Here is a 12324-nt window from a genome sequence, read left to right on the forward strand (position 1 = left end):
ACCGCGTGTACTTGGAGCCCCACAAAGGTGAACGCGCGCCGCGAACCGCTCGAACCGCGCGATGCCCATCCCGCGTGGCAGCAGCACCGAGTACCTCGTACCGCCGTGCACCACCCGAACCCTGCACCTCCGCACGTCCGCACCAGCCGTAGCGCCGAACCGGCGACCGGCACCCGTGGGCCGGCCACCGTCGGCGAGGGGACCAACTGACCATGACCGCACCCATCAAGACCGCCGGGAGCGAACCGGGGGCAGCCGCCGCCGCGAGCCCGGCCAAGAAGATCGAAGGCCGCTCGCTCGGCCGGATCGCCTGGACCCGCTTCAAGCGGGACAAGGCCGCCGTCGCCGGCGGTGTCGTGGTGATCCTGCTGATCCTGCTCGCCCTGCTGGCCAAGCCGATCGAGTCCGTCTTCGGACTGGACCCCGACGCCCTCAACCAGGACCTGCTGGACGCCAACCTCGGCGGCCTGCCGCTGGGCGACTGGGGCGGGATGAGCTGGGACCACCCGCTCGGGGTCGACCCGCTGCAGGGCCGTGACCTGCTCACCCGGGTCATCGAGGGCTCCTGGGTCTCCCTGCTCGTCGCCTTCGGGGCGACCCTGCTGTCCAACACCATCGGCGTGGTGCTCGGCGTGATGGCCGGCTACTACGGCGGCTGGGTGGACACCCTGATCAGCCGGGTGATGGACGTCTTCCTCGCCTTCCCGCTGCTGCTCTTCGCCATCGCGATCTCCGCCTCGCTCCAGGGCGGCGCCTTCGGCCTGCACGGGCTCCCGCTGCACATCGCCGTGCTGATCTTCGTGATCGGCTTCTTCAACTGGCCCTACATGGGCCGGATCGTGCGCGGCCAGACCCTCTCGCTGCGCGAACGGGAGTTCGTGTTCGCCGCCCGCAGTCTGGGCGCCCGGGGCCCGTTCATCCTGTTCAGGGAGCTGCTGCCCAACCTGGTCGGTCCGATCCTGGTCTACTCGACGCTGCTGATCCCGACCAACATCCTCTTCGAGGCGGGCCTCAGCTTCCTCGGCGTCGGCATCCAGGCCCCGCAGGCCTCCTGGGGCGGCATGCTCAACGACGCGATCAAGTACTACCAGGTGGACCCGCAGTACATGGTGGTCCCCGGTATGGCGATCTTCCTCACCGTGCTCGCCTTCAACCTGCTCGGCGACGGGCTGCGTGACGCCCTCGATCCCAAGAGCAACTGACTTCTCGTCAGGACCCTTCGATCCGCCACCACTTCCTCAAGGGGTTGATCCCACCCATGCGTAGGTCCCGTACCGTCGCGCTCACCGCCGCGGCCGCTGCCACGGTCCTGATCGTCACCGGCTGCTCGTCCGGCTCGTCCAAGAGCGACAGTTCCTCCTCCGCCCCCTCCTCCGCCGGTGTCGGCGACGGCGGTGCCTCCGGCGCGGCCACCAAGGGCATCGTCAACGCCTCGGACAAGAAGGGCGGCACCGTCACCTACGAGATGCGCGGTACGCCGGACTCCTTCGACCCGGGCAACACGTACTACGCGTACATCTACAACTTCTCGCGCCTGTACGGGCGTCCGCTGACCACCTTCGCGCCGGGCCCCGGCGACGAGGGCAACAAGCTGGTCCCGGACCTGGCCGAGTCCATGGGCACGCCCAGCGCGGACGGCCTGACCTGGACGTACAAGCTGCGGGCCGGCCTGAAGTACGAGGACGGCACCCCGATCAGCTCCAAGGACGTCAAGTACGCGGTGGAGCGCTCCAACTTCGCGGCGGAGGTGAACTCCAACGGCCCGACGTACTTCAAGGAGCTGCTGGTCGACAACCCGACGCCGTACGAGGGCCCGTACAAGGACAAGACCGGCGGGCTGAACTCGATCGAGACGCCGGACGACACCACCATCGTCTTCCACCTGAAGCACGCCTTCGCCGACTTCGACTACCTGGTCAGCGCCCCGCAGACGGTGCCGGTCCCGCAGGCCAAGGACACCGGCGCGGACTACGTGAAGCACGTGGTGGCCTCGGGCACCTACAAGTTCGAGTCCTACGAGGACGGCAAGCAGCTCACCCTGGTGCCCAACACCAACTGGGACCCGAGCACCGACCCGATCCGCAAGCAGCTCGCGGACAAGATCGTGGTCAGGATGAACATCGAGCAGTCCACCATCGACAAGGACCTGCTGGCCGGCAACGCCCAGGTGGACCTCGTCGGCGCCGGTGTCGACCCGCAGACCCAGGCGCAGATCCTGCGCGACCAGAAGCTCAAGGCCAGCACCGACAACGCCTTCGGCGGCCGCCTGGTCTACACCGCGATCAACACCAAGGTCGCGCCGTTCGACAACATCGAGTGCCGCAAGGCCGTCCAGTACGCGATCGACAAGGTCTCGGTGCAGACCGCCATGGGCGGCCCGATCCGCGGCTCGATCGCCAGCACCGTGCTCCCGCCGGACATCCCGGGCCACCAGGACTTCAACGTCTGGGAGACCAAGGACAACAAGGGCGACGAGGGCAAGGCCAAGGCGGCCCTCAAGGCCTGCGGCAAGCCGGACGGCTTCAGCACCGTGCTCACCGCCCGCACCGAGCGCGCCCCCGAGGTCGCCGCGGCCACCTCGATCCAGGCCGCGCTGAAGAAGGTCGGCATCAACGCCGAGATCCAGCAGTACCCGCAGGGCAAGTACTTCACCGACCACGCCGGTGTCCCGCAGTTCACCCAGGACAAGAACATCGGCCTGATGATGATGCAGTGGGGTGCCGACTGGCCGACCGGCTACGGCTTCCTGCAGCAGATCGTCGACGGCCGCTCGATCAAGGCCTCCGGCAACAGCAACCTGGCCCAGGAGAACAACGCCGACGTCAACAAGCTGCTGGACGAGGCCGCCGTCAACACCGACAAGGCGGCCCGCGAGAAGATCTACGGGGCGATCGACAGGAAGGTCATGGAGGACGCGGTCTACGTGCCGCTGACCTACTTCAAGGTCTTCCTGTACCGCCCGGACAGCGCCACCAACGTGGTGTCCACCTCGGCCTTCTCGGGTGAGTACGACTACCTGAACATCGGCACCAACAAGTAAGAGCCTGGCTCCACATCCCTGAAGGCAGGTGAAGGCAGCGGCGCCCGCCGCCGTCCGGAGGATCCCGGACGGCGGCGGGCCGCCGGAGCCGCCCAACTGTGTTTGCCTACATCATCCGCAGGACGTTCGCGGCCCTGGTGCTGCTGCTGGTGGTCAGCGCGGTCACCTTCGCGATCTTCTTCCTGCTCCCGCGCCTGGCCGGCGAGACGACCGACCAGCTGGCCGCGCAGTACATCGGGAAGAACCCGTCACCCGAGGCGATCGCGGCGATCAAGAAGAACCTCGGGTTCGACCAGCCGCTCTACACCCAGTACTGGCACTTCCTGAAGGCACTGGTCAGCGGCGCCGAGTACAAGTTCGGCCCGGACCCGGTCACCTGCCACGTGCCGTGCTTCGGCTACTCGTTCAAGAACCACCTGGAGGTCTGGCCCGAGCTGACCAAGCGCATCCCGATCACCCTCTCGCTGGCCAGCGGTGCCGCGGTGGTCTGGCTGGTCTCCGGTGTCGCCACCGGCGTGGTCTCCGCCCTCAAGCCGAAGTCGATCTTCGACCGGCTCTCCATGGGCGTCGCGCTGGCCGGCGTCTCGCTGCCGGTCTTCTTCACCGGCGCGCTGCTGCTCACGCTCTTCAGCTACGAGTGGCCGATCCTGGACAACCCGCACTACGTCAACTTCACCGACGACCCGCTGATGTGGGCCCGCAACCTGATCCTCCCGTGGATCTCGCTGGCCTTCCTCTACTCCGCGCTCTACGCCCGGCTCACCCGCGCCGGAATGCTGGAGACGATGAGCGAGGACTACATCCGCACCGCCCGGGCCAAGGGCCTGGCCGAGCGCAAGGTGGTCGTCCGGCACGGGCTGCGCTCCGCGCTCACCCCCGTCGTCACCATCTTCGGCATGGACCTCGGCCTGCTGCTCGGCGGTGCGCTGATCACCGAACAGGTCTTCTCGCTCCAGGGCGTCGGCCAGTTCGCGGTCTCCGCGATCACCGACAACGACCTGCCGAAGATCCTCGGCGTCACGCTGCTCGCCGCCTTCTTCATCGTGCTCTGCAACCTCGTGGTTGACCTCCTGTACGCCGCTGTCGACCCCCGGGTGAGGCTGTCGTGACCGACCTCCAGAAGACCGCTGCCCCGGCGGGGGAGGGCGCGGCGCGGGACGCCTTCCTCTCCGTGCGCGACCTGCGGATCCACTTCGACACCGACGACGGCCTGGTCCGCTCGGTCGACGGGGTCAGCTTCGACCTCCAGAAGGGCCGGACCCTCGGCATCGTCGGCGAGTCCGGCTCCGGCAAGTCCGTCACCTCGCTCGGCATCATGGGCCTGCACCGCACCAAGCGGGCCAGGATCGGCGGCGAGATCTGGCTGGACGGCGAGGAGCTGATCGCGGCCGGACCGGACCGGGTCCGCCAGCTGCGCGGCCGCCAGATGGCGATGATCTTCCAGGACCCGCTCACCGCGATGCACCCCTACTACACCGTCGGGGCGCAGATCGTCGAGGCCTACCGGGTGCACCACCCGCAGGCGACCAAGAAGCAGGCCCGCGCCCGCGCCGTCGAGATGCTCGACCGGGTCGGCATCCCGCAGCCCGACCGCCGGGTCGACGACTACCCGCACCAGTTCTCCGGCGGCATGCGCCAGCGCGCCATGATCGCCATGGCGCTGGTCAACGACCCCTCGCTGCTGATCGCCGACGAGCCCACCACCGCCCTGGACGTCACCGTCCAGGCGCAGATCCTGGACCTCATCCGCGACCTCCAGCAGGAGTTCGGCTCGGCCGTCATCATCATCACCCACGACCTCGGGGTGGTCGCCGAACTCGCCGACGACATCCTGGTCATGTACGGCGGCAAGTGCGTCGAGCGCGGACCCGCCGACACCCTCTTCGACGCGCCCGAACACCCCTACACCTGGGGCCTGCTGGGCTCGATGCCGCGACTCGACCGCGAGCTCCAGGACCGGCTCGTCCCGGTCAAGGGCACCCCGCCCAGCCTGATCAACGTGCCGTCCGGCTGCGCCTTCCACCCGCGCTGCCCGTACGCCGAACTGACCGGCGGGCGCTCGGCCGAGGAGATCCCGGTGCTGGCCGAGGCCACCCCCGGGCACTACGCGGCCTGCCACCTCGGGGCCGCCGACCGGCACCGCATCTTCGCCGAAGAGATCGCACCCCGGCTGTGAGCCCGGCCTCGTACCACCTTTCTGGAGACCACTGATGACGGACACTCAGACGGCGGGGATCCCTACGCCGACACCCGCCCCCGACCGCGAGCCGCTGCTCCGGGTGGCCGGTCTGACCCGGCATTTCCCCATCCACGGCGGGCTGTTGCGGCGCCGGACCGATGCGGTGCGGGCCGTCGACGGCATCGACTTCACGGTCAACGCGGGCGAGACCCTGGGCGTCGTCGGCGAGTCCGGCTGCGGCAAGTCGACCATGGGCCGGCTGGTCACCCGGCTCGACGAACCGACCGGCGGAACGATCGAGTTCGAGGGCACCGACATCACCCACCTGGGCGCCGGTGCGATGCGTCCGCTGCGCCGCGACATCCAGATGATCTTCCAGGACCCGTACTCCTCGCTGAACCCCCGGCACACCGTCGGCACCATCGTCGGCGCGCCGTTCCGGCTGCAGAAGGTGCAGACCGAACACGGGGTGAAGCGGGCCGTCCAGGACCTGCTGGAGCTGTGCGGGCTCAGCCCCGAGCACTACAACCGCTACCCGCACGAGTTCTCCGGCGGCCAGCGCCAGCGCATCGGCATCGCCCGGGCGCTCGCCCTGCGGCCCAAGATGGTCGTCGCCGACGAGCCGGTCTCCGCCCTCGACGTCTCGATCCAGGCGCAGGTGGTCAACCTGCTGGACGACCTCCAGCGCGAGCTGGGCCTGACGTACCTGATCATCGCGCACGACCTCTCGGTGGTCCGGCACGTCTCCGACCGGGTCGCGGTGATGTACCTCGGCAAGATCGTCGAGATCGCCGACCGGGACTCGCTCTACGCGAGCCCGCTGCACCCGTACACCAACGCCCTGATGTCCGCCGTGCCGGTGCCCGACCCGCGCCGCAGGCAGCAGGGCGGGCGCGAGCGCATCCTGCTCCAGGGCGACGTGCCGTCACCGATCAACCCGCCCAGCGGCTGCCGCTTCCGCACCCGCTGCTGGAAGGCCCAGGAGATCTGCGCCGCCCAGGAACCGCCGCTCGCCGCGCTGAAGACCGGCCACCAGGTGGCCTGCCACTTCCCGGAGAACGCCCCCGCGGGCGGGGAGGCGCCCACTGGGGCCTGATGTCCGGGTGAGGCACGGCGGAGGGGAGGTGTCCGCGGGTTCATAGTTGTCCGGTGACTTCGCAGATCTTCCCCTCCGACGTGCAGCAGACGCTGGACCTCGTCGGCATCTTCGTCTTCGCCCTCTCCGGGGGGCTGCTCGCCGTGCGCAAGAACATGGACATCTTCGGGATCTGTGTGCTGGCGGAGGTCACCGCGCTGGGCGGCGGTGTGATGCGCGACCTGGTGATCGGGGCCACACCGGTGGCCGCGTTCTCCAACCTCGGCTACTTCTCGACGCCGCTGGTGGCCGGCCTGGTGGTCTTCTTCCTGCACCCGGAGGTCGAACGGATCAACCGGGCGGTGCAGACCCTGGACGCGCTCGGCCTCGGGCTGTTCTGCGTCACCGGCACCGCCAAGGCGCACGACTACGGGCTCGGTGCGGTGGCCGCGGTGGCGCTCGGCATGGTGACGGCGGCCGGCGGCGGCGTGATGCGGGACGTGCTGGCGGGCGAGATCCCCTCGCTGCTCCGCTGGGACCGGGAGATCTACGCCGTCCCGGCCCTGGTCGGCGCGGCGCTGGTGGCGGCGCTGATCGGCCTCGACCGCCTGACCGCGGTGACCGGCACGACGGCCGCGCTGACCGCGTTCGTGCTGCGGATGTGCGCCCTCAGGTTCGGCTGGCGCGCCCCCCGAGCCTGGCACCGCAACGGTTCTCGCACCAGCGAGGAGTAGGCGAGCCGCCGTACGCGAGCGAGATCGCCTCGGCGGTGCAGAGCAGTTCCGGCAGCAGCCGGGCCAGCTCGGCGGCCGGCACCCGGTCCGCCGGGGCGCTGACCGCACAGGCCGCGACCGCCTGCCCGCCGCTGCCGGCCACCGGGGCGGCCACGCAGGTCACCGCCTCCCGGTGCTCGGCCGACTCCGCGGCCCAGCCCTGGCGGCGCACGGCGGCCAGCTCGGCGGGCAGGCCGTCCTCCCGGGCGCCGTCCTCCGGCAGGCCGGCCAGCAGCACCCGGCCGATCGCCGTCCCGGCCGCCGGGGCGCGCCGGCCGATCCGGGACGGCCGGGCCGCGGCGCCGTCCCAGCGGCCGGCCAGCTCGTCCAGGTACAGCACCTCGCCGTCCTGCAGCACGGCCAGCTGGACCGTGAAGCCGCAACGCTCGTTGAGGGCCGCGAGATGCGGCGCGGCGACCTGCCGGACGTCGATCTCCTCCAGCGCCCGGTGCGCGAGCGAGAGCAGCCGGCCGCCGAGCCGGTAGCGCAGATCGGACTGGCGGTGGACGAAGCCGTGCTCCTCCAGCGTGCGCAGCAGCCGCAGCGCGGTGGACTTGTGCACCCCGATGCCGGTCGCGGCCTGTTCGAGGGTGACCGGGCCGTCGCCGAGGGAGCCGAGGATGGTGAGCGCGCGGTCGACCGACTGCGACATTCCGCCCCCAGTCCCGTCCGGCCGATTGCAGTGGCCGTCAGGCTAACCGCTTCCCCGAGCGACAGGCCAACCACCCCACGGGCTTTGGGTCCCGTTCGGCCAACGGTGCGGCACAGTCGGGGCAATGGCCTGACCGCCCCTCGGCGGCCCTCTACAATCGGATGGTTATGCCATACCTGGACCACGCGGCGACCACGCCGATGCTGCCCGAGGCGATCGCCGCGATGACGGCGCACCTGGGGGTCGTCGGCAACGCCTCAGCCCTGCACGCGTCCGGCCGCCGGGCCCGCCGGGTGGTCGAGGAGGCCCGCGAGTCGCTCGCCGACTCGCTGGGCGCCCGCCCCAGCGAGATCGTGCTGACCGGCGGCGGCACCGAGTCCGACAACCTCGCGGTCAAGGGGCTGTACTGGGCCCGGCGCGGCGCCGACCCGGCCCGGACCAGGGTGCTCTGCAGCCCGGTCGAGCACCACGCCGTACTGGACGCGGTGCACTGGCTCTCCGAGCACGAGGGCGCCGAGGTCGAGTACCTGCCGGTCGACGCCGTCGGCCGGGTGCGCCCGGAGGCGCTGCGCTCGGCGATCGAGCGGGACCCTTCCTCGGTCGCGCTGGTCACCGTGATGTGGGCCAACAACGAGGTCGGCACCGTCCAGCCGATCGCCGAACTCGCCGCCGTGGCAGCCGAGTACGGCATCCCGACGCACGCCGACGCGGTGCAGGCGCTCGGCCAGGTCCCGGTCTCCTTCGCGGAGTCGGGGCTCACCGCGCTCACCGTCACCAGCCACAAGATCGGCGGCCCGTTCGGCATCGGCGCGCTGCTGCTGTCCCGCGGGGCGGCGCCCGTCCCGCTGCTGCACGGCGGCGGCCAGGAGCGCGACGTCCGCTCCGGCACCCTGGACGCGCCCGCCGCCGCCGGCTTCGCGGCCGCCGCGGCGATCGCGGTCGAACGCCGGGCGGAGCACCAGGAGGCGCTCGGCGCGCTGCGGGACGAACTGGTCGCCGCCGTGCTGGCCGCCGTCCCGGACGCGGTGCTCAACGGTGACCCGACGGCCGGGGGCCGGCTGCCCGCCAACGCGCACTTCTCCTTCCCCGGCTGCGAGGGCGACGCACTGCTGATGCTGCTCGACGCCCAGGGCATCGAGTGCTCCACCGGCTCGGCCTGCTCGGCCGGGGTGCCGCAGCCCAGCCACGTGCTGCTGGCGCTGGGTGTCGACCCCGTGCTGGCCCGCTCCTCGCTGCGGTTCTCGCTCGGCCACACCTCCGTCCGGGAGGACGTCACCGCGCTGGCCGCCGCCATCGCGCCCGCCGTCCAGCGCGCCCGCAACGCCGGTCTCGCGGCCGCCGCCCGGCGGTAGGAAACCCGGCCGCGTGTTCGCGGTGAGCACGTACCCTTGTTGGCATCATGACTGATTTCCCGGGTGCTCCGACCGTTCCGTCCACTGGCCGCCTGCGCGTGCTCGCGGCGATGTCCGGCGGGGTCGACTCCGCCGTCGCCGCGGCCCGCGCCGCCGAAGCGGGGCACGAGGTGACGGGCGTGCACCTGGCCCTCTCGTCCAACCCGCAGTCGTTCCGCACCGGTGCCCGCGGCTGCTGCACCATCGAGGACTCCCGGGACGCCCGCCGGGCCGCCGACGTGATCGGCATCCCGTTCTACGTCTGGGACCTCGCCGAGCGCTTCCGCGAGGACGTGATCGACGACTTCGTCGCCGAGTACGCGGCCGGCCGCACGCCCAACCCCTGCCTGCGCTGCAACGAGAAGATCAAGTTCGCCGCGCTGCTGGACAAGGCGATCGCGCTCGGCTTCGACGCGGTCTGCACCGGCCACTACGCCCGGATCGTCGACCTCCCGGACGGCCGCCGCGAGCTGCACCGCGCGGTCGACGCCGCCAAGGACCAGTCGTACGTGCTCGGTGTGCTCGACGCCGACCAGCTCGCCCACTCGCTCTTCCCGCTCGGCGACACCACCAAGGACGTCATCCGGGCCGAGGCCGAGCGCCGGGGCCTGGCCGTCGCCAAGAAGCCGGACAGCCACGACATCTGCTTCATCGCCGACGGCGACACCCAGGGCTTCCTGGCCAGGCACCTCGGCACCGCCACCGGCGACATCCTCGACGCGGACGGCACCAAGCTCGGCGAGCACGACGGCGCCTACGGCTTCACCATCGGCCAGCGCAAGGGCCTGCGGATCGGCCGCCCGGCCGCCGACGGCAAGCCGCGCTACGTCCTGGACATCTCCCCGGTGAACAACACCGTCACGGTCGGCCCGCTGGAGGGCCTGGACGTGACGGCGCTGACCGCGATCCGCCCGCGCTGGTGCGGCACCGAGGCGGCGGCCGAGGGCCGGTACACCGCCCAGCTGCGCGCCCACGGCGAGGAAGTGCCGGTCACCGCCGCCGTGGTGGACGGCGAGCTGCGGGTCCGGCTGGACAGCGCGGTGCGCGGCATCGCCCCCGGCCAGGCCGTGGTGCTGTACGACGGCACCCGGGTGGTCGGCTCCGCCACCATCGCCACCACCGAACGCCCGGCCGTCCGCGCGTAAGGCAATGCTTCGGGCGGGCCGGCGGACTCCGCCCGGCCCGCCCGCTATGGCAGCGTCCGGGAGCCTTTGCCGCCGAAGCCCGACAGCCACCCCTCGCCCCGGTCGCCGGACCGGCTTTCGGTGGTCCCCAAGGGCTCCTATTCTCCCGCACATGAGTAACAGCGCCGGGAAGTCCCAGTCAACGCAGCTCCACTCGGTGTCCGTTGCCGGGGCGGTGGTGCGAAGGGACGGCCGGGTGCTGGCGATTCGCCGGGCCGACAACGGGACCTGGGAGCCTCCGGGCGGCGTTCTGGAGCTGACGGAGGCCATCGAGGACGGCGTGCGGCGCGAGATCTACGAGGAGACCGGGATCAAGGTCGGTGTGGAGCGGCTGACCGGCGTCTACAAGAATATGAACCGGGGGATCGTCGCCCTGGTCTTTCGTTGCCGCCCCGAGGGCGGGAGCGAACAGCTCTCGGACGAGTCGATCGAGGTCGACTGGCTCACGCCGGCCGAAGTGTCCGGTCGCATGGCCGAGGTGTACGCGGTGCGGATGCTGGACGCGCTCCGGGAAGACGCCGCACCGAGCGTCCGCACCCACGACGGTCGTCACTTGATCGGTGAACACACTGTCCGATGAGCGAGCCGCCAGGCCGTCCGGATAAGCGGCTGAGCCGAGCACCAGGCTCGTGATAGACCGGACGCACTATGAATATCTGTGTTTTCTGCTCCGCGTACTCCCTGGACGACCGTTACACCGACCCCGCCGCCGAGTTCGCCCGGCTGCTCGGGGAGGGGGGGCACACGCTGGTCTGGGGCGGCTCCCACACCGGCCTGATGGGGCTGCTCGCCGACGGGGTGAAGGCCGCCGGGGGCCGGCTGGTCGGGGTCTCGGTCGACCTGCTGGCCGACAAGGTCTACCAGGGCGCCGACGAGCTGGTGATGACCCGCGACCTCGCCGAGCGCAAGGCCCAGCTGCTGACGCGCGCGGACGCGGTCGTCGTCCTGGTCGGCGGCCTCGGCACGCTGGACGAGGTCACCGAGGTGCTGGAGCTCAAGAAGCACGCGCTGCACGACAAGCCGGTCGTCGTCCTGGACACCGAGGGCTTCTACGCGGGCCTGCGCACCCAGCTGGAGCGGATGGACGCCGAGGGCTTCCTGCCCCGGCCGCTCGGCGACCTGATCGGCTTCGCCGGGACCCCGGCCGAGGTCTTCGAGCAGCTCAAGACCGGCGCCTGAGAGGATCGGGGACATGGCTACCCATCTGATCACCGGCGCGGGCTCCGGCATCGGCGCCGTCGTCGCCGAGCGCCTCGCCGAACGCGGGGACGACCTCTGGCTGCTGACCCGCGACGCCCGCCGGGCCGCCGAACTGCGGGAGCGCTTCCCCGGCGCCCGGACGCTGGTCGGCGACCTCGGTGACCCGGCCAAGCTCTCCTGGGCCCTCGGCCACCAGGAGCTGCCGGTCCGGCTGGACTCCCTGCTGCACATCGCCGGCGTCGTCGAGCTGGGCCAGGTCGGCGACCTGCCGGTCAAGGCCTGGCAGGACACCCTCGCCGTCAACCTGGTCGCCCCCGCCGAGCTGACCCGTCTGCTGCTGCCCTCGGTCCGGCTGGCCAAGGGCCATGTGGTCTTCGTCAACTCCGGTGCGGGGCTGCGGGCCAGTGCCGAGTGGGGGGCGTACGCGGCCAGCAAGCACGGGCTGCGGGCGCTCGCCGACTCGCTGCGGCTGGAGGAGCACGAGCACGGCGTCCGGGTCACCTCGGTCTTCCCCGGCCGGGTCGCCACCGCGATGCAGGTCAAGGTGCACCAGCAGGAGGGCAAGGAGTACGACGGCGACCGCTGGATCGCCCCCGAGTCCGTGGTCAAGGCCCTGCTCACCGCCATCGACCTGCCGCGCGACGCCGAGATCACCGAGATCACCGTCCGCCCGGGCCGCTGAGCCACCGCCGCCCGGCGCAGCGCAACCCTGTGCCGGGCGGCGCTCCCGGCGCACTAGACGAGTAGATCCGAAGTTCTGGCCCGCCAAAGGGCAGAGGGTGTCCAAGATCAGTTTGTGACGACCGACCTGAACACCCTCTTGACCGCAC

Annotated in this window: 12 protein-coding genes; 11 read left to right on the forward strand and 1 reads right to left on the reverse strand. The window is 71.2% G+C overall.

What is annotated here, in order from left to right:
- The first annotated feature begins 212 nt into the window (after positions 1-212).
- From ACIO5D_RS26105 to ACIO5D_RS26130, 6 genes are all read left to right on the forward strand, one after another.
- Positions 213-1202, forward strand: coding sequence for an ABC transporter permease (locus ACIO5D_RS26105; protein WP_363610735.1), 990 nt, complete (start codon positions 213-215; stop codon positions 1200-1202).
- Positions 1203-1258: 56 nt separating this feature from the next.
- The gene (locus ACIO5D_RS26110) at positions 1259-3040 is read left to right on the forward strand and encodes an ABC transporter substrate-binding protein (protein ID WP_400798125.1); all 1782 of its coding nucleotides are present in this window, start codon (positions 1259-1261) and stop codon (positions 3038-3040) included.
- Between the two features lie 98 nt (positions 3041-3138).
- A complete protein-coding gene (locus ACIO5D_RS26115) occupies positions 3139-4149 on the forward strand; it encodes an ABC transporter permease (RefSeq protein ID WP_363610739.1) in 1011 nt (336 codons plus the stop codon).
- The gene (locus ACIO5D_RS26120) at positions 4146-5216 is read left to right on the forward strand and encodes an ABC transporter ATP-binding protein (protein ID WP_363610741.1); all 1071 of its coding nucleotides are present in this window, start codon (positions 4146-4148) and stop codon (positions 5214-5216) included. The genes ACIO5D_RS26115 and ACIO5D_RS26120 overlap by 4 nt, the downstream gene beginning before the upstream one ends.
- Before the next feature lie 34 nt (positions 5217-5250).
- The gene (locus ACIO5D_RS26125; RefSeq protein ID WP_400798127.1) at positions 5251-6315 is read left to right on the forward strand and encodes an ABC transporter ATP-binding protein; all 1065 of its coding nucleotides are present in this window, start codon (positions 5251-5253) and stop codon (positions 6313-6315) included.
- Between the two features lie 53 nt (positions 6316-6368).
- On the forward strand, positions 6369-7028 hold the full coding sequence (locus tag ACIO5D_RS26130; RefSeq protein WP_400758466.1) for a trimeric intracellular cation channel family protein: 660 nt from the start codon (positions 6369-6371) through the stop codon (positions 7026-7028).
- Here the strand turns inward: ACIO5D_RS26130 and ACIO5D_RS26135 are convergent.
- On the reverse strand, positions 6964-7719 hold the full coding sequence (locus tag ACIO5D_RS26135; RefSeq protein ID WP_400798130.1) for an IclR family transcriptional regulator: 756 nt from the start codon (positions 7717-7719) through the stop codon (positions 6964-6966). The genes ACIO5D_RS26130 and ACIO5D_RS26135 overlap by 65 nt on opposite strands.
- A 167-nt stretch (positions 7720-7886) precedes the next feature.
- Here ACIO5D_RS26135 and ACIO5D_RS26140 point away from each other — a divergent pair, with 167 nt between their 5' ends.
- The 5 genes from ACIO5D_RS26140 (at position 7887) to ACIO5D_RS26160 (ending at position 12176) form a co-directional block, all read left to right on the forward strand.
- On the forward strand, positions 7887-9071 hold the full coding sequence (locus ACIO5D_RS26140; RefSeq protein WP_363610751.1) for a cysteine desulfurase family protein: 1185 nt from the start codon (positions 7887-7889) through the stop codon (positions 9069-9071).
- A 47-nt stretch (positions 9072-9118) separates the two neighbouring features.
- On the forward strand, positions 9119-10255 hold the full coding sequence (gene mnmA / locus ACIO5D_RS26145) for a tRNA 2-thiouridine(34) synthase MnmA (RefSeq protein WP_363610753.1): 1137 nt from the start codon (positions 9119-9121) through the stop codon (positions 10253-10255).
- A 139-nt stretch (positions 10256-10394) separates the two neighbouring features.
- Positions 10395-10874 carry an NUDIX hydrolase gene (locus ACIO5D_RS26150; protein ID WP_400758493.1) on the forward strand — a complete coding sequence of 160 codons (480 nt, stop codon included), beginning with the start codon at positions 10395-10397 and terminating at the stop codon, positions 10872-10874.
- Between the two features lie 68 nt (positions 10875-10942).
- Entirely contained in the window at positions 10943-11473 is a 531-nt protein-coding gene (locus ACIO5D_RS26155; protein WP_363610761.1) for a TIGR00730 family Rossman fold protein, read from the forward strand.
- A gap of 13 nt (positions 11474-11486) precedes the next feature.
- A complete protein-coding gene (locus ACIO5D_RS26160; protein WP_363610763.1) occupies positions 11487-12176 on the forward strand; it encodes an SDR family oxidoreductase in 690 nt (229 codons plus the stop codon).
- Positions 12177-12324: the final 148 nt, after the last annotated feature.

It is taken from the genome of Kitasatospora sp. NPDC087315, from assembly GCF_044744345.1.
Taxonomy (GTDB): domain Bacteria; phylum Actinomycetota; class Actinomycetes; order Streptomycetales; family Streptomycetaceae; genus Kitasatospora.

Coding starts and splice junctions, on each gene's coding strand:
- ACIO5D_RS26105 (WP_363610735.1), top strand. CDS start 213: ATGACCGCACCCATCAAGACCGCCGGGAGCGAACCGGGGGCAGCCGCC.
- ACIO5D_RS26110 (WP_400798125.1), top strand. CDS start 1,259: ATGCGTAGGTCCCGTACCGTCGCGCTCACCGCCGCGGCCGCTGCCACG.
- ACIO5D_RS26125 (WP_400798127.1), top strand. CDS start 5,251: ATGACGGACACTCAGACGGCGGGGATCCCTACGCCGACACCCGCCCCC.
- ACIO5D_RS26135 (WP_400798130.1), bottom strand. CDS start 7,719: ATGTCGCAGTCGGTCGACCGCGCGCTCACCATCCTCGGCTCCCTCGGC.
- ACIO5D_RS26140 (WP_363610751.1), top strand. CDS start 7,887: ATGCCATACCTGGACCACGCGGCGACCACGCCGATGCTGCCCGAGGCG.
- mnmA (WP_363610753.1), top strand. CDS start 9,119: ATGACTGATTTCCCGGGTGCTCCGACCGTTCCGTCCACTGGCCGCCTG.
- ACIO5D_RS26155 (WP_363610761.1), top strand. CDS start 10,943: ATGAATATCTGTGTTTTCTGCTCCGCGTACTCCCTGGACGACCGTTAC.
- ACIO5D_RS26160 (WP_363610763.1), top strand. CDS start 11,487: ATGGCTACCCATCTGATCACCGGCGCGGGCTCCGGCATCGGCGCCGTC.